Annotated in this window: 10 protein-coding genes; 3 read left to right on the top strand and 7 right to left on the bottom strand. The window is 72.8% G+C overall.

Annotation, left to right across the window (positions count from 1 at the left end):
* Nucleotides 1-48: 48 nt before the first annotated feature.
* The 5 genes from ACH4U8_RS42560 to ACH4U8_RS42540 form a co-directional block, all read right to left on the bottom strand.
* Complete coding sequence (locus ACH4U8_RS42560) at nucleotides 49-5505, bottom strand: carboxyl transferase domain-containing protein (RefSeq protein ID WP_395783733.1); 5457 nt, start codon at nucleotides 5503-5505, stop codon at nucleotides 49-51.
* Nucleotides 5506-5798: 293 nt separating this feature from the next.
* Entirely contained in the window at nucleotides 5799-7097 is a 1299-nt protein-coding gene (locus ACH4U8_RS42555) for a VWA-like domain-containing protein (protein ID WP_395783731.1), read from the bottom strand.
* Nucleotides 7094-8398: an AAA family ATPase gene (locus ACH4U8_RS42550; protein ID WP_395783729.1), complete on the bottom strand. Its 1305-nt coding sequence runs from the start codon at nucleotides 8396-8398 to the stop codon at nucleotides 7094-7096. Before ACH4U8_RS42550 ends, ACH4U8_RS42555 begins: the two co-directional genes overlap by 4 nt.
* Before the next feature lie 142 nt (nucleotides 8399-8540).
* The gene (locus tag ACH4U8_RS42545) at nucleotides 8541-9971 is read right to left on the bottom strand and encodes a hypothetical protein (RefSeq protein WP_395783727.1); all 1431 of its coding nucleotides are present in this window, start codon (nucleotides 9969-9971) and stop codon (nucleotides 8541-8543) included.
* A 116-nt stretch (nucleotides 9972-10087) separates the two neighbouring features.
* Nucleotides 10088-11419, bottom strand: coding sequence for a GAF domain-containing protein (locus tag ACH4U8_RS42540; protein ID WP_395783725.1), 1332 nt, complete (start codon nucleotides 11417-11419; stop codon nucleotides 10088-10090).
* A gap of 64 nt (nucleotides 11420-11483) precedes the next feature.
* On the opposite strand from ACH4U8_RS42540, the gene ACH4U8_RS42535 reads away from it, so the two are divergent.
* Together ACH4U8_RS42535 and ACH4U8_RS42530 are read left to right on the top strand one after the other, a co-directional pair.
* Nucleotides 11484-12395, top strand: coding sequence for an alpha/beta fold hydrolase (locus tag ACH4U8_RS42535; RefSeq protein ID WP_395783723.1), 912 nt, complete (start codon nucleotides 11484-11486; stop codon nucleotides 12393-12395).
* Between the two features lie 341 nt (nucleotides 12396-12736).
* On the top strand, nucleotides 12737-13504 hold the full coding sequence (locus ACH4U8_RS42530) for an SAM-dependent methyltransferase (protein ID WP_360315236.1): 768 nt from the start codon (nucleotides 12737-12739) through the stop codon (nucleotides 13502-13504).
* A gap of 53 nt (nucleotides 13505-13557) precedes the next feature.
* On the opposite strand, the gene ACH4U8_RS42525 is transcribed toward ACH4U8_RS42530, so the two are convergent.
* Complete coding sequence (locus tag ACH4U8_RS42525) at nucleotides 13558-14199, bottom strand: TetR/AcrR family transcriptional regulator (RefSeq protein WP_395783721.1); 642 nt, start codon at nucleotides 14197-14199, stop codon at nucleotides 13558-13560.
* Nucleotides 14200-14277: 78 nt separating this feature from the next.
* Between ACH4U8_RS42525 and ACH4U8_RS42520 the strand changes: the two genes are divergently transcribed.
* The gene (locus ACH4U8_RS42520) at nucleotides 14278-15864 is read left to right on the top strand and encodes an MFS transporter (RefSeq protein WP_395783719.1); all 1587 of its coding nucleotides are present in this window, start codon (nucleotides 14278-14280) and stop codon (nucleotides 15862-15864) included.
* A gap of 97 nt (nucleotides 15865-15961) precedes the next feature.
* Here ACH4U8_RS42520 and ACH4U8_RS42515 read toward each other — a convergent pair whose 3' ends face one another.
* Nucleotides 15962-16735, bottom strand: coding sequence for a polysaccharide deacetylase family protein (locus tag ACH4U8_RS42515; RefSeq protein ID WP_395783717.1), 774 nt, complete (start codon nucleotides 16733-16735; stop codon nucleotides 15962-15964).
* Nucleotides 16736-17007: the final 272 nt, after the last annotated feature.

Here is a 17007-nt window from a genome sequence, read left to right as displayed (position 1 = left end):
GGACGGTACCACGTCCTGCACCCCGGCCGCGGCACGTGCTGCGACGGATCAGCGTTTCATGCCGCGCTCGATGGCTTCGATGATCCTCGGGCGCAGTTCGGCGGCGCCGATGATGGCATCCACCGAACCGACCTCGACCGCGCGGCGGATGTCGTGGGCGCCGTCGAACTCGGCGGCCACCTCGCCGAGCTTCTCGGTGCGGACCGCGGACTGTACCTCGGCGAGGCGGGCGCTCAACGCGGCGCGCTCGGCGCCCACGGTGGTGGAGATCTGCGTCTGCAGGTCGGTCACCCTGGGGTCGGTGGCGGTGCGGTTGTTGACCTCGCCGGAGAAGACGACGGCCGCCGCCGGGGCGCCGCCCAGGACCGAGGCGAAGGAGCCTTCCAGGGCCAGCACGGTCATGTTCGGGTTGAGCGCCTTGGAGAAGACCACGAACGCGCCGCCGTGGTAGCGGGAGATGACGCAGAAGACGATCGGGCCGTCGAAGTTGACGACGGCTCGGCCGATTTCGGCGCCGTACTCCAGTTGCAGCTTGCGCATCGACTCGGGCGAGCCGTCGAACCCGGACAGGTTGGCCAGCACCACCAGCGGCCGGTTGCCCGAGGCCGCGTTGATCGCCCGCGCGGTCTTCTTCGACGACTGCGGGAACAGGGTGCCGGCGGTGTAGGTGTCCGGGCCGTCGGTGGGCGGGAAGCCGCGCCGCGGTACCGCGCGGGATTCGATGCCGATCAGGCAGACCGGCCAACCGCCGATGTGCACGTCCTGGACCGCGGAGGTGTCCGCGTCGGCCATCCCCGCCCAGCGCTCCAGCACCGGGTGGTCCTGGTCGGACAGCGCGCGCATCACGGTGCGGATGTCGAACGGCTTCTTGCGATCCGGGTTGTGCTCCGCCGAGAAGATCCGACCCACGGTGGTGAAGTCGCTGTCGACGGCCGCGTGCGGGAAGTCGCAGACGTCACGGTCGATCGGGTCGCTCGTGTCCGCCTTGCGCGGCGCGTCCTCGCCGGGTGCGACGTAGGTGTGGTCGTAGTGCGCCATCAACACGTCGCGCGCGGCCGGGAGGTCGGGCGCCCAGTACTGGGCCTGGCCGTTGGGCCCCATCACCCGGTCGTAGCCGCCGATGCCGAAGTTGTCCTCGGCCGAGACACCCCCGGAGAAGTCCAGGGCCTGCTTGCCGGTGAGCACCATCGCCGAGTCCGGCGTCATCACCAGGATGCCCTTGGTGTGCATCAGCATGGTCGCCTCGGCGTTCCAGTACGGCTGGGCGCCCACGGTGATCCCGGCGACCACGATGTTGATCTCGCCGCCGTCCTGGGTGAACGTGACGATGCGCTTGAGCGCCGCCGCCACCCAGTCCATGTTCTCGGTGCCCGAGGTCATCGAGATCCGCGCGCCGGAGGACAGCGCGAACCACTCCACCGGCACCCGCAGGCGCTCGGCCAGGTCGAGCGCGGCGATCACCCGGCGGCACTCCGGCTCGGACAACGCGCCGAGCGACTTGGTCGGGTCGCCGAGCAGCAGGACGCGGGTGACGCCCTCGGGGTGGCGCTCGGTGGGGGTGGCGACGACACCGGTCACGATCGCCGCGGTGTTGCGCCCCTTGGCCCGGTCCACCGGTACCAGCGCGCCGGCCTCGTCGAGGTCGTGCTCGACGAAGGTGCCGTGCCCGCCGGTGAGCATGCCGGTCAGTTCGTACGGGTAGACGTTGCCGCGGCGGGCCGCGCGCAGCACCTTCTGCCGGTAGCCGTCCAGCGGGCGTACCAATTCGGTCGACGGTTCGCCGACGTGCAGGCTCGCGCCGTGGCCCGGGTCCAGGGTGATGGTCGCGGCGATCTCGGTCAGTTCGCCGCTGCCGGTGCGCCGGCGGGCCACGAACTGGACCTCTTCGAGTCCGGCGCCGGCGGTGGTCGGCAGGATGCGCTGGACCAGCGCGTTGAGTTCGTCGGCGGTCAGTTCGGTCGACGGCCAGACGTACATCATGATGCGGTTGGTGTCGAAGCGCTTGTTCTGCGGCCGTTGCGCCTGGATGTTGCGAATCGCGTCCAGGCCCGCGGTGATCGCGTCCTCGACCGCCGGCAGCGCGACCAGTCGGCCGTCGGTCTCGCGCAGCGGCGTCAGGTCGCGGACCTGCCCCATCGCGATCAGCCGCTCGTCCGCCGGGTTGCTCTTGGCAACGGCCTTGAACAGGTAGATCTCCTCGTCGGCCGAGGGCAGCCGGGTGAGGTCGAACTCGCGCAGCCGCTGGAGTTGCAGCCGCCGGGCGATCTGCGGGTGCAGCCCGCGGATCAGCCGGTCCTCGGCGAGGCCGGACCCGTCCGGGCGGAAGGTGAAGTGGTGGTGCATCACCGCGCCGCTGGTGCCGGCCACGGTGGTGGTGATCCGGCGCACGCCCGCCGGCAGCGGTTGCTCGGCCAGCAGTCGGCCCAGCCGCACCGCCATCTCCTCGGCGTCCGGCTGGTCCTCCCAGGTGAGGTAGAGGTCGGCCACCAGGGCGTGTTCGGCCACGTCGGCGGCGAACGCGTTGACCGCGCCGATCGCGTCGGGCAGGGCGGCGATGTCGACGGCGGTGGTGACCACCAGGGTCGGGCCGGCCGCGCCGCTGTGCTGGGCGGTGACGAACCGGCAACCCGCCTGCTCGCGCACGGTGACCTCGGCGAGCCCGCGATTGCCGTAGTAGCGGCGGGTCAACACCTCCAGGAGCGGCGCGTGGTCGCGGCCGGGCCGGCCGATCCGCTGGCCGATCAGCCGGACCAGTGGCTCGGAACCGGCCACCATGGTCTGGATGCGCTCCGCCCGGTCCGGCGCGTCCGGGTGCTGGTCCAGGTGCCGCAGTTCGTTGCGGACGCCGGCGTAGACCTTGGCCCGGTTGCGGCGCAGCAGCGGCTGGGCGAACCAGCGGAAGACCACGCCGCGGGCCAGGTCCGACACCGCGGGGAAGCGCACCTGGGTGGCCTCGATCAGGTGTTCCAGGGTGAGTCCGGCGCGTTCGCTGAGCGATTCCACCGGGGGTGCGCCGGCCAGCCACTGGCGCAGCAGTTCGGACACCAGCGCGACGTCGGTCGACATCCGCTGCTGGGCCAGGAAGATCCGGAAGATCGCGGCTTCCAGCTCGGGCGTGCGGTCCAGGTCGGTGATCCCGTAGTGGCCCAGCGCCCGCTCCAGCTTGATCCGGAACGCCTCGGTGAGACCGGCGCGTTCGGGGTCCAGGCAGCGCAGGTAGCTGTGGAAGTACTCGCGGGGGCTGTGCACCGGGCTGTCCGGTTCGACGTCGAGTTCGCCGCCCGGCTTGTTGCGGCTCAGCTCCGACAGGTCGGCGAAGACCTTGAGCAGGTCCACCTCGCCCGGCAGCGGCCGGCCGCCGAGGTCGGCCCGGGCGGCCAGGTACTCGGACAACACCCGCTTGTGGTCCTGCGGGTCGACGTCGAAGCCCAGGAGCAGGCTGCGCAGGTCCTGCAGGCCGCGGTCGACCCGCTCGGCGGCGGAGGCGGGGATCGCCTCGGTGGGCAGGTCGACCTCGATGCTCTCGCCGGCGCCCGGGCCTTCCTCGGCGGCGCCCTCGCTGCCTTCCTCGGCGAGCGGCTCAAGCCGCATCAGCGGTGCGCCGGTCTCGACCTGGCTGCCCACCGACACCGGGCATTCGCGGACCCGGGCGCGGAACGGCGCGCGCAGCACCGTCTCCATCTTCATGCTCTCCAGCACCAGGATCGGCGCGCCCGAGGCGACCTCGTCGCCGACCGAGATCGGCGTCGCGACCACCAGCGCGGGTGCGGGAGAGCGGACGACGCCGCCCTCGTCGCGGCTGATCCGGTGGGTGACCCCGTCGACCTCGACCAGGTGGGTCGGGCCGTGCGTGGCCGAGACCAGCCGGAAGCGGTGTCCGTTGACCACGATCCGGCCGCTGTGCGTGTCGAACCGCTCGACCTCGACGTCGGCCGGGTGCGCGGCACCGCCGCCGCCGAAGATCGCGACGCGGAATCGCCGGTCGCCCACCCGGGCCACGCTCACCCGGTAGCCGACCCCGCGGAGCTTGAGATCCAGCGGCCGGCCGCTCTCGTGCTGCACCTGCGGGCGGCCGCCGTGCGCGGTGGAGATCAACCGCTGCCGGCTGATCTCCTCCTCGTCCTGGTATGCCTCGATCGCGGCCGCGGCCAGCGCGATCGCGGAGTGCCGGTGGGTGACCAGCCGGCCCTCGGCGCGGACCCGGTCGATCCAGCCGGTGTCGGCGCTCGCGTCGATCACCTCGGGCTGGTCGAGCAGGTCGAGCACGAAGCTCTTGTTGGTCGCGCCGCCCTCGATGATCACGGTGGTCTCGGCCATCGCCCGGCGCAGCCGGGCCAGGGCCTGGTCGCGGTCGCGGCCGTAGGCGATGATCTTGGCGATCATCGAGTCGAAGTCGGCCGGGATCCGGTCGCCCTCGCTGACCCCGGTGTCCACCCGGATGCCGGGGCCGGCGGGCAGCGCCAGGCGCGTGATGCGGCCGGGCGAGGGGGCGAAGTCGCGGTCCGGGTCCTCGGCGTTGAGCCGGGCCTCGACGGCGTGGCCGAGTTCGGCCGGCTGCGGGCCGGTCAGCCTGCCGCCGCCGGCCACGTGCAGTTGCAGGCGGACCAGGTCGGTGCCGGTGGTGATCTCGGTGATCGGGTGCTCGACCTGGAGTCGGGTGTTGACCTCCAGGAAGGCGAACAACTTCTCGCCGGGGTGGTAGAGGAACTCGACGGTGGCCGCGCCGCGGTAGTCGACGGCGACGGCGAGCCGCTCGGCGGACGCCTTGAGCTGTGCGGTCTGTTCCGGGTCCAGGACCGGCGAGGCGGACTCCTCGATGATCTTCTGGTTGCGCCGCTGTACCGAGCAGTCGCGGACGCCCAGTGCCCACGCGGTGCCCTGGCCGTCGGCGATCACCTGGACCTCGACGTGTCGGGCGCCGGTGACCAGGCGCTCCAGGAAGAGCACGCCGGAGCCGAACGCGCGTAGCGCCTCCTGGCTGGTGCGCAGGTAGGCGTCGGTCAGGTCCGCGGCCGAGGCGACCATCCGGATTCCGCGCCCGCCGCCGCCCGCGGTGGCCTTGAGCATCAGCGGGTAGCCGATCTCGTCGCCGGCGCGCAGCGCGTCCTCCAGGGTGGCGACCGCACCGCGGCTCCACGGCGCGACCGGGACGCCGACCTCCTCGGCGAGCAGCTTGGCGCCGATCTTGTCGCCGAGCCTGCGCATCGCCTCGGCGCTGGGCCCGACGAAGGTGACGCCGATGCGCTCGCACAGTTCGGCGAACGCCGGGTCCTCGGCGACGAAGCCCCAACCGACCCAGGCGGCGTCGGCGCCGGTCTCCAGGAGCGCGCGCTCCAGGACGGCGTGGTCGAGGTAGGGGCGGGCCGAGGCGGGGCCGAGCGGGTAGGCGAGGTCGGCCTCCCGGACGAAGGTCGCGTCGCGGTCGGAGTCGGTGAAGAGGGCGACCGTCTCCACTCTCGTCCCGGTTTCCGCCGAAAGATCCCGGACGGCGTGGATGAGCCGCATTGCGGCCTCTCCACGGTTGACGATCGCGACACGACTGAACACCGGCTGAGCCTCCCAAGTACCCACGTGCAGAAGGCGACGCCCGGGAACCGGAGCGTCGCCTGCACCTATCTATACCCTGCTTGGTTACCGACGAGTACACCCATGTCCTGGATCGAGCACGCCGGCGCCGATGCGTTGTAGGTTTCCCACAAAAAGCGACCCGAGCCACACCGCACAGCCGCCCTTTCGGGCATGGTCTGCGACAACCGGACTCGGCACCCTTGCTGTTCACCCCGGTGAGGCCCGGAAACTCACCGGGCGGCGGACGCCTGGTCGATCACCACCACCCTGGCCCACTCGGGGGGCGTGTCCGGCACATAGTCGGGATCGTTCTCGATCCACGACCGGGGCACCTGCCGGGGAAACAGGCCGACCACCGTGCGGCACGACGGTCGCGAGCTCGGCCAGCTGGTCTGGCCGTCGGTCAGCACCACGACCACGTCCGGTCGGGGCTGCGCGCGCAGCGCCTTGGCGAAGCCGGTGCGCAGATCCGTGCCCCCGCCGCCCACCAGCGGGATGCCCTCGTCGCGGCACAGCGTATGCGCGATCGTGGCGGCCGCATCGCAGGGCACCACCGTGATCAGGTCGCGACGCCCGCCCACGGCCCGGCAGATCGCGGCGACCTCCAGGAGCGCGCTGCCCAGTTCGGCGTCGCTGACCGACCCGGAGGTGTCGATGATCACGGTGACCCGAGGCGGTTTGCGCCGCAGGCTGGGCAGCACGACGCCGGGCAGGCCGACCGAGCGTCGGGACGGCCGTCCGTAGGTGTAGTCGTCGCCCGCACCGGCCCCGGAGGTCGCCGAGCGCACCGCCCCGCCCAACAACTCCCGCCACGGCTGCGGCGGATGGAACGCCTCCTCCGCCCAGCGCCGCCACCCCATGGGCACGCTCCCCGGACGGGCGGTGATGCCCTCGGCCACCCGGAACCGCACGGCGTCGCGCTCCTGGACACTGAGGCCGTGCGCGCCGTCCGGCCCCCATTCCCATTCGCGTTCCAGCCCGTCGGCACCACTGCCGCAGTCCAGCCAGGCCAGGTCCTGGGTACACGGCCCGAGCCGAAATTGGCGCAGATAGTCCTCCATCGGTTCGCCGTCGCGCAGACTCAGCATCTCCGGCACGACGGCGCCCTCGGGTCGGACCAGCCCGTCGCCGAAGGCGTCGTCGTTGATCTCGCAGTCCGCGGCGATGTTCATCCGCAACCGCTCCCCCGGGCCGGCCGCGTCGTGCTCACGGGCGAACCGGTCGCTGCGCCCGTGGTGGTCGCGCAGCAGATGCGACACCTCGTGCACCCAGACCGCGGCCAGTTCCTCCTCCGGCGTGCGGTCCACGAACCCCGGCGACACATAGCACCGCCAGTGCCGGTCGACCGCCATCGTCGGTACGCTCCGCGACTCGACGGTGTGCAGCGCGAACAGGGCGGTCGCCAGGTAGGGGCGGGCCCGGGCCGCGTACAGCCGGGCGGCGAAGAGCTTGTCGAGGTCCAGCGGTCGGCGCGGGCGTACCACCGGTGCGTTCGCGGTGTTCGCCGTCGCCGGTGCGTCTGCGGTCATCGGGCCGCCTTCGCCTCGTGCGCCCCCGTCCGGGCGGCCGTGCGGTCCGCTCGCCGGGAAAGGGACACCACGCCGGCGAGCCGCTCGATCGAGGCCGGGACCTCCCAGTCCTGGTGACGCAGCGACGCGAGCGTGGTCGCCGGGACGACCACCAGGTCCGGGGCGCCGGTCTCCATCGCCCGGACCAGGAGCGACCAGGCCGCGTCCCACCGGGCCTTCTCCGGCCGGTTGCGAACCGCGTCCACCACCCCGTCGAGCACCGCTTGGCGCAGATCTCCGCGCTCGGGAAGCACGGCGCCGGCCGGGTCGGCGAGCAGGTCCTCGGGATCCGGAAGGTCCATCCGGTCCAGGCCGGCCAGCAACTCCAGCCCGGGACCATCCCCCACCGTGCCCCGGACCAGCATGGAGAGCACCTCGCGGGAGGAGCCGGCCGCGGTCGCGAAGGCGATCAGGCACAACGCCATCTCCCAACTGCGCGGCGACGGCCAGGCCCCGCCCCGGCGGGACTCGCCGGTCGGCAGCCGGTGCACGAGCGTGGGACGCGCGGCGAGCAGCCCGCACACGGCCCGGCGGGCGAAGGCCACCGCCGCCGGCAGGTCGGTCGGGTCCAGGTGCGGCAGGGTCGCCAGCGGCCAGGTGCCGCCGAGCCCGCGGACCACGACGTCGTGATCGTGCGTCCACTGCAGGTGTACGAATCGATTGGCCAGCGGTGGGCTCAGTTCCCAACCGTCGGCCGCCGAGGAGCGCGGATTGGCGGCCGCCACGATCCGCACCCCGGGCGGCAACTGCAGGGCGCCGATCCGCCGTTCCAGGACCAGGCGGAGCAGGGCGGCCTGTACGGCGGGTGTCGCGGTGGACAGTTCGTCCAGGAACAGCAGCCCTCGACCGGCCCGTACCAGGCGCACCGCCCAGTCCGGCGGGGCCATCGGCACACCCTGCTCGGCGGGGTCGTCGCCGACGATGGGCAACCCCGAGAAGTCGGACGGCTCGTGCACGCTCGCGATCACCGTGGTCAGCGGCAGGTCCAGGGACGCGGCGAGTTGGGTCAGCGCCGCGGTCTTGCCGATGCCCGGCTCGCCCCACAGGAGCACGGGCAGGTCGGCGGCCACGGCCAGGGTCAGGGCCTCCAGTTGGGTGTCCGGACGCGGTTCGGTGTCGGCCTCGCGCAGGAGGGCCGACAGGCGGGCGGCGACGTCGAGTTGGGGGGCGATGGGGGGCGGGCCGGGCGTGGGACGGGGTGTACCGGCTTCGGTGGGGCGGGTGTTCGGGGCGGGCGGGCGGTACGGGGTGTATGTGGACATGCGTGGGATCACCTTCGGGTTCGGGTGCGGGCAGCCGGGATCGCGACAGCGCACGCGCGGCCGCGGACCGACGTCCCGGGGTGGGCGGCGGTCGTCCTGCGAGGTATGTGGGGAGTACGGGTGTGCGCGTCGAGGTCTCGGGTCAACGCGGCTTCGAATGGCACGGACAGGTGCGGTGGCCGCGCGAGTGGCGATGGTTCACCGGGACCCGGCGGGCTCCGGCGTCCATCAGGCCGGCCCTGAAGAGTCCGTAGGTGACCCGGCGCAGCGCGGCCGATTCGAGTTCGTCGCGCAGCGGGCCGCTGCGCAGCACCGCGTCGCGACCCAGCAGGCCCTCGACGATGGCCAGGGCCCCGGCGGTGTCGCCGTGGTCCAGGCGTTCGCGGACGCCGGCGAGGGCGTGTGGACGGCGATGCGCCTCGTCGATGACCTGTAGGCACGGCAGCGGCGTGCCGGTCAGCGCGGCGAGCAGTTCCTCGCGGCGGATCTCGGCCGGGTCGTGGTCCAGCGGCGCCAGTACTCCGTCGACCAGACCGATCCGATGCCGGGCGCCCCGGCAGTCCACCACGTGCGGTCGGGCCGCCCGGTCCGCGACGCGCGCCGGGCCGGCCGCCGCCCGTTCCGGTGCCAGTGCCGCGGCGACCAGTGGGTGCAGCCGATCGACGTCGATCGAACCGGCGCGCAGCAGCGCCAGATCCGGCGCCACCCAGGTCGCCGCGTCCGGCAGGATCGGCATCCCGGGGGCGTCGCCGGCCGTCGTCGAACCGAGCCACAGCGGGCGCGGCCCGAGGTCGTCGCCGTCGGCGGCCGGATCCAGCAACAGCCGATGTCGGCCGTCGAGCCGTATCCGGACGCTGCCGGCGGACCGCCCCTCGGCCCGGAGCACGATCCGCGCCTCGGCCGCCCAGCGGTCCACGGCGCAGCGGTGCGCGTAGGGCAGCGTGGCGAGCGGGTCCGAATCCGGATCCGGGTCACGGCCCGGGGCGCAACGGCCTTCGGTGGGCGGGCAGTCGGCTCCGGAGCGGACCCGCAGTTCGGCGCTCCTGCGGGCATCCCACAGGTGGCGGTGCAGGTCGAGCCGGAACCGCCGGTTGGGATGCGGGTGGGGGTAGGAGCGAGGCAGGGCCTCGGCCCGGTCGGGCGATCCGTCCCACAGTGCGAGGCTGATCCGCTGACCGGCGTCCGCCCACGCGGGCGGGGTCCTGACCACCAGGTACACCGGACTTCGGCCGGCCCGGCCCTCGTCCTCGACGTCGTACCGGGCCAGGGCGATGGTCAGCCCCGGTCGCAGCAGTCCGTCGGGGGCGACCCTGGGCATGTGCCAACGCAGCAGATCCGGGGCCAAGTGCCGCAGGTCGTCGCGCAGTCGGGCCGCGAGGTCCCGGCCGTGCGTGCGTGCCACCGAACGTGGCTGTACGTCGATATCGATGCCTGCGGCGGCGCATGCCCCGGCCCAGTCGCCGGCATCTCGGCGAGCGGTCGCAGTCTCGATCATGGAGGGCGGCACGGCGAACTCGCGCACGCGCAGCCAGAAGGAAGGTTTGGAATCCCTGTTCGCGATCCGAGTGAGCATCAGCACTCACCTTGCGCGGACGGGACCCCCATTTCGAAACGAGGAAGAGTGATCATCGCCGGAAAGCCTATCGCCCGCGCCTGCGTTGCGCCAGGCACCCCCGGTGCGTCCGGGGTTCACCTCGCCCACCGCAGGGCGGTGTCGTAGTCGGCCGCGGCCAGGACGCGGTGGCGCAGGCGTTCGTGGAGGGTGTTGCGCAGGGTGAGGATGCGGGGGGCCGTGGAGCCGGGCAGGAGCGGGCCCCGATAACGGTCGAGGAGGGTGTCGATGGGGGTGCCGGGGCTGGACAGCGCCCGGTCCAGGTCGAGGAAGTCGGCTTCGACGGGGCCGATCAGGCGATAGGGGTCGGAGGCCAGGCGGTGGCCCAGGATCGAGCGCAGTCGGGCGAGTTCGGCGCGGCTGGTGGCCGGGCGGCCGGTGGGGCCGTATACCGCGTCGGCGATGGCCCGGGCCGTCATCCCGCCCGGTTCGCTGAGCAGGGTGATGACGATCTCGGCGTGGCGCGGGGTGAGTTCGTGCGTGGTGCCGGCGATCTCCAGGCGGGCCCGACGCAGGCCCAGCGCGTGGAACCGCAGCGGGGCGGTGGTCAGGGCGCCGGCGCCGGCGTCCTCGGCGATCAGCAGGAACAGGCCGCCCGCGGCGAGGCGTTCGACCAGCACGGGCTGCCCGTCGGGGAGCAACATGCGACCCTCGGTCGGCGGTCCGGGCAGGTGCTGCGGGAGCCAACCGGGGGGATCCGAGCGCACGATGCGGCCCCGGGGGTCGGCGATCGCGCTGCGGGTGCCGAGTCGGCGGGCGATCCGCTCGGTGTAGCGGCTGCCGACCCGCACTTCCTCGCGCAGCCGGATGGACTCCAGTTCGGCCTGGGCCAGTCGGCGGGCGGTGTCCAGGAGGGGTATCGCCAGTGGTTGCCAGTGCTGTTCGGGGCAGGTGAAGTCGAGGGTGCCGAGGAGTTCGCCACTGGCCGGGTCGTGGATGGGCGTGGCGGTGCAGGTGTAAGCGGTGGCCGCGGACAGGAAGTGCTCCGCGCCGAACACCTGGAACGGCCGGCCGGTCGCGAGCGTGGTGCCGACTCCACTCGTGCCCGCCGCGTCCTCGCTCCACAGCGCCCCGGGCAGAAGGTGTACGCGCTCGGCCGAGCGCAGGGTGGCGCTGTCGCCCTGGACCCACAGCAGGTGCCCTCGCGCGTCGCTGAGGAACAGCAGTCGGCCGGGGTCGGCGGTGAGGCCGCCCAGCGAGCGGCGCAGCAGCGGCCAGATCGGGCGCAGCGGGTGTTCCTGGCGATACCGGGCCAGTTCGTCGTCGTCGAGGGTGACCGGCGGGAGATAGGCGTCCGGCGGCAGGCCGTGTCGGCGCGCGCGCGACCAGGAGGCCCGGATCGGGTCTCGTACGCCCCGCGCCGATCCACCGCCCAGGGCTCGATCGCGCACCTTCGGTCGTAACGCCATGTGGCCATCATGCCGGCGCCGGGTGAGGTTGCCCGGGCCGGCCGGGTAAGCGGAATCTGCAACGTTGCTGCAACCCCCCTCGGCGCTCTGGTGGAAGTGGTGCGCGCTCGCCCAGACTGCGGTGGCGCGGGTCGGCGACTCGGCGGCCGAGAGTGAAGGAGAGACGGTGCCCTATCTGGAGTTGTCCGACGCCGTTCCGCTGTACTACGAGGAGTACGGCGCGGGCCGGCCGGTGGTGTTGCTGCACGGCTGGACCATGAACGGCACCTTCTGGGCGGGCAATATCGCCGCCCTGGCGGCGGAGCACCGGGTGATCGCCGTCGACTTTCGCGGGCACGGGCGGTCGGGGAAGACGCCCGAGGGGCACTCGTTGGCGCAATATGCCCGTGATGTGCGGGAGTTGATGCGGGCGTTGGATCTGTCCGAGTCGACGCTGGTGGGCTGGTCCATGGGCACCTCGGTGATCCTGTCCTATATCCGGCAGTTCGGCTGCGACGGACTGCGCGGCGTGGTGTTCGTCGATCAGTCGCCGCGCTTCATGGACGCTCCGGGCTGGGAGTTCGCGTTGCAGGGTGGCTATTCGGCCGCGGATCTGGCGGTGTTCGCGCAGACGGTCCGATACGCCCGGCCGCTGGCGATCAAGCCGTTCATCCAGGCGTGCTTCGCCGAATCGCCGGCGGCGGAGGCGGTGGACGCGGCGTATGCGGAGACCACCCAGACGCACACCTCCTCCGCGTTGGAGGTGTGGATGGACATGGCGCATTCCGATTGGCGGTCCGTGCTGCCCGAGGTGAAGGTGCCGACCCTGCTCGTCTACGGTGAGCGCAGTCGGATCTTCCCCGGAGACCTGGCGGGATGGCTGGCCGGGGTTTTGCCCGACGCACGGGTGGCGAGGTTCTCTGCGAGCGGGCATGTGCCCTTCGTTGAGGAACGCGAGCAATTCGACGCCGTCGTCACGGATTTCCTCCGCCACTGACCTCCCGGGGCAGTGCGGAGGAAGCTGCGGGACCGCCCGGCGGGTATCCCCGCCTCGCCCGATTCGGGCGGCCCGCGACCCGCGATTTCGCGCGTCGACAGTCGGGAAGGCCGATGATTGTGATGCCTGACCAGACACCGGGTGGCAGTCCTCACGGCGGCTGCCCGGCGGACGCGCGAGCGGCGGTCGTACGGACATCGGAGACGCGGACGTCAGGCACACGGGGGCCGGACGTACGGGGACCGAGCGTGCGACCGCCGGCGTGGGTGCCTGCGGCCAGGGCGCCGGTGCCGACGGAGGCGACTCCGCCGGCGCCGGCGCCCCGGTCCCGGTTTTCCGCGTTGCGGACCGATCTGCCGCATCCCGCGCGGATGTACGACCACTACCTCAACGGCAAGAACAATCTCCCGATCGACCGCGCCGCCGCGGCGGACGTGCTCGCCCTGGCGCCGGAGGTCCGGCAGATGGCGTTCGCAAATCGGGCGTTCCTGCGCCGCGCGGTGTCGTTCGCGGCCGGGTGTGGGATCCGTCAGTTCCTCGACATCGGGGTGGGGCTGCCGGCCGCCGGCGACACCTACGAGTGCGCGGTGCTCGCGACCGAGGAGGCGCGGGCGGTGTACGTCGACAACGATCCGCTGGTGCTCGCGCACGCCCGCGCGTTATCCACGCGGCCCGGGCGGGTGCGCGTGGTGGAGGCCGATCTTCGTGATCCCGGCGCGCTGTTGCAGCGGGCGGGCGGTCGGTCCGGGTTGGACTTTCGCCGGCCGGTGGCGGTGGTGCTGGCCGCGGTCCTGCACTATCTGTCGGACGCGGACGATCCGCGGTCCGTGGTGGGCGAGTTGATGGCGGCCATGGTGCCCGGGAGCGCGCTGCTGCTCTCGCACCTGGCCGCCGATCTGCGTCCGGAGGCGGCCCGGGCCACCGCCGAGACGTATCGGCATTCGGCCGCCCCGCTGTTCCCGCGCCCCCTCCCGGAGGTATGCGCGCTGTTCACGGGGTTGAGCCTGGTGAACCCCGGGGTGGTCCCGGTCGCCTCCTGGCGGGCCGACCGCCTGCCGCGTCCGCACGCGGACCGCCAGTGGATGTACGCGGGGGTCGGCCGCAAGTAGCCGGACGACCCGGCGGTGGCGGACGCGAACTCCCCCTTGGCGGTGGCGGGTGTTCAGGGGTGGCGGTGCGGGCGTTCGTGCTGCGCCCGCCAGGCGGGCGTGGCCACTCCGGACATGACGATCATCACGATGTCCTCGGCGAGGCTGTCGGTGATCGGGAGGTGGCCGAAGAGCGCTCGATAGTAGGTGGTCGAGGCCAGGAGGTCGAGGAGCAGGTCGAGGTCGGTGTCGGCGCGGATGTCGCCGCGGTCGATGCCGCGGCGCAGCGCGGCGGCGGTGGCGGCGCGGCGGGGCTCGAACAGGCGGGTGAAGAAGGTCTCGGCCAGGGCCGGGTCGGCGGCGATGTCGGCGACCAGGGCGGGCCACACCCGACGGGTGCCGGGGCCCGCGAACGCGGTGGTGAGCGTGGCGATGCCGGCGATGAGGTCGCAGTGGGTGCAGCCGGTGTCCGGGGTGGGGGCTTCGCCCATGGCGGCCACGAGGGCGTCGACGACGAGGTGGCGACGTGACGCCCAGCGGCGGCGGATGGCCGGTTTGGTGGTGCCGGCGCGTGCGGCGACGGCCTCCATCGTGAAGTCGGCGTAGCCGCCTTCCTCGAGCAGTCGCATGGTCGCGGCCAGCACCGCCTCGTCGATGCGGTGGTCGCGGGGACGGCCCCGACCGGTGGGGATCAGTCGCGTATCGGAGCCGGTCATGGTCACGAGTATAGATCGGGTCTAATATCGTTCCGTTCCGGAACGGAACATAAAACGACGAAGACCTGGGAGCCGACCTTGCCAGCCGAACGGCAGCGCGAACTCGAACCGACCGTCGACGCGACGAAGGCCGACGGCACGCCTCGGCCGGATCCGATGGGCGCTCCGCCCGCCCCGTCGGGAACCGATACCGCCGCGCCGGCATCCGCCGATGCCGTCGGGCCGGTGGACGGCGCCGATGCGACCGACCGTGCGGGGGTGTGGGACCACGGGCATCGGGCGCTCTCGGCGGGACTGTTGATCTCGGTGGGGCTCGTGGCGTTCGAGGCCATGGGCGTCGTCGCGATCATGCCGCGCATCGCACGGCGGCTCGGCGGGCTGGAATCGTACGGCTGGGGTCTGTCCGCGCTGATGCTCGCGAGCATCCTGGGCGCGGTCGCGGCCGGTACGGCCGGTGACCGGATCGGGCCGCGTCGACCACTCGCGGTGGCCCTGGGGTTGTTGGCGGCGGGGTGTGTGCTCGCCGGCGTGGCGCCCACGTGGTGGGTGTTCGTGGCCGGGCGGTTCGTCCAGGGGCTGGGCGTCGGGGCGATCATGGGGTTGGCGTATCTGGTGATCGGTCGGGCCTATCCGGCACATCTGCAAGCCCGCATGGTCGCGCTCACCTCGTCGGCGTGGACGCTGCCGGCGCTGATCGGGCCGGTCGTGGCGGGCACCCTCGCCGATCGACTGTCGTGGCGTTGGTTGTTCCTGCTGTTGCCGATTCCGATCGTGCTCGCGGGTCTGCTGACGCTGCCCGCGCTCCGTACACTCGCCGGTTCGGGCGCTTCGGGTGCTTCGGGCGGCTCCGGTGCTTCGCGCCGCTCCCGTGCTTCGGGTGCGAGGGGCCTGCGGCGGCTTCCGGATCCGGTGTCGAGTCTCGTGCTCGCGCTGGGGACCGGGTTGATGATCGTGGCGTTCGAGTTCGGGTCGGCGGTGTCGATGGTGCTGCTCGCGTCGGTCGGCGCGGTCGTCGCCGTGCTCGCCTATGCGGCCCTGACCCCCGCCGGCACCACCCGTGCCCGACGCGGGCTGCCGGCCGGGGTCGCGATGCGCTGGCTGCTCGCGGGGGCCTACTTCGGCGCGGACACCTTCCTGCCGCTGGGGCTGACCGAGCTGCGCGGGTTGAGCACCGTCGAGGCGGGACTGGGACTCTCGGCGGGCGCGCTGACCTGGGTGGCGGGCTCCGCGCTCCAGGCACGCTGGGACGATCGCCACGGCGCGCGGCTTCGCCCGACGCACGGTGCGCTCGGCAGCGCCGTGTTGTTCCTCGGCATCGCGATCCTGGCCGGCGCCGTACTGATCGACGCCGTGCCCCCGTCGGTGGCGGTGGCGGGCTGGGCGATCGGCGGACTCGGGATGGGCATCGCGTACAACGCCGCCTCCGCGGCGGTCCTCGCCCAGGCGCCGCCCGAGGAACAGGGCCGTACCGGCGCGGCGCTCCAGTTGTCCCAGACCTTCGCCGTCGCCGTGCTCAGCGGCCTCGGTGGTGGCGCGCTCGCCCTGACGCACGACCGCGGCGCGGGGATGGGAACCGCGCTGGGCGTGACCTTCGGGCTGACCGCGTTGCTTGCCTTGGTGGCCGCGCTGGTGTCGAGCCGGATCAAGGCGCCGGCCGGCGGATGAGGGGAGGCGGATCGGGGCTGCCGCCGCGCCGAACCGGGTTGCCGTTCGGGCGACTTCGTCATCGACCGGCCGACCCGGTCCGACGCGGCGGCGGGGCTCAGCGGGCCGGGAGGTCGAAGCTCCAGCCCTTGGCGTGGTACTCGGTGATCAGGCGGTCCACCGCGTCCACCGTCTGTTGGCGGTCGCCGCCCGCGTCGTGCAGGGTGACCACGCCGGTCGGGGTGATGCCGTCGCGGAGGCGTTGCAGGAGCACGTCCACGCCGGGCAGTTCCCAGTCGCCGGGCATCAGCGTCCAACTCAGCGGGCGCAGGCCCAGGTTCGCGGCGACGGCGGGCGACTGGCCCCAATTGCCGTACGGCGCACGGAAGTAGGGGATCTCGACGCCCGGAACGGCGGTCCGGATCCGGGCGTTGGTCTGCTGGATGTCCGCGTCGATGTCCGCCGGGGAAACGGTGGTCAGGTCGCGATGACGGTAGGTGTGGTTGCACAGGGTGTGGCCGTCGGCGACGATCGCGCGGACCGTCGCCTCCTGCCATTCGACCTGCTCGCCGACGACGCAGAACACCGCCTTGACCTGGTGCTTCTTGAGCACCTGCAGCAATTGAGGGGTGAATTGCGGACTCGGCCCGTCGTCGAAGGTGAGCGCGACCCGGTTGCCGGGCCGGGCGGTGGTGGTGATCAGGGCCGGGCTCACCGGGCCGGCGACGGGAGCGGTGGCCGCCGCGGCCAACCCGGTGGTCGGCGTCGGCGCGGCCGTGGCGGCGGGCGACGCGCTCCAGGCCGTGGCGACGCAGACCAGGGCGGCGACCAGGGCCGCCGGACGGCGGCGGCGCGGGCGGGACCGAAGGCGGGTGGTGCGAGTGGGTGTCATCGGGGTGGTTCCTTTCGGCGGAGCGTTGGTCGTGGTGCCGTGGAACAACCGGGGGTCGTGGCGCGGCGGACTCCGGGGCCGGGAAGGGCTTCGCCGTCGGCGTTCGGTCATACCGGGGAGGCATTCGATATCGGCCGTACATCTTTTGGACTTTCGGCCGACACGTATTGCACCATCACCCGAGGCAGGTCGAATGGTTTATCGCCTGCAGGTACTGCCGCCTCGCCCACGATTGCGCGCGGAACATCGACTCGGCGCTGCGGACCTCGATC

The organism is Embleya sp. NPDC020886 (assembly GCF_044333915.1).
GTDB lineage: Bacteria > Actinomycetota > Actinomycetes > Streptomycetales > Streptomycetaceae > Embleya.
The sequence above is the reverse complement of the archived record's forward strand: the minus strand, read 5'-3'. Positions and strand labels throughout refer to the sequence as shown.

Bases quoted from the DNA above. Each gene is read 5' to 3' on its own strand.
- ACH4U8_RS42545 (WP_395783727.1), bottom strand. From the start codon at position 9,971: ATGCTCACTCGGATCGCGAACAGGGATTCCAAACCTTCCTTCTGGCTG.
- ACH4U8_RS42525 (WP_395783721.1), bottom strand. From the start codon at position 14,199: ATGACCGGCTCCGATACGCGACTGATCCCCACCGGTCGGGGCCGTCCC.
- ACH4U8_RS42540 (WP_395783725.1), bottom strand. From the start codon at position 11,419: ATGGCGTTACGACCGAAGGTGCGCGATCGAGCCCTGGGCGGTGGATCG.
- ACH4U8_RS42560 (WP_395783733.1), bottom strand. From the start codon at position 5,505: ATGCGGCTCATCCACGCCGTCCGGGATCTTTCGGCGGAAACCGGGACG.
- ACH4U8_RS42550 (WP_395783729.1), bottom strand. From the start codon at position 8,398: ATGTCCACATACACCCCGTACCGCCCGCCCGCCCCGAACACCCGCCCC.
- ACH4U8_RS42555 (WP_395783731.1), bottom strand. From the start codon at position 7,097: ATGACCGCAGACGCACCGGCGACGGCGAACACCGCGAACGCACCGGTG.
- ACH4U8_RS42515 (WP_395783717.1), bottom strand. From the start codon at position 16,735: ATGACACCCACTCGCACCACCCGCCTTCGGTCCCGCCCGCGCCGCCGC.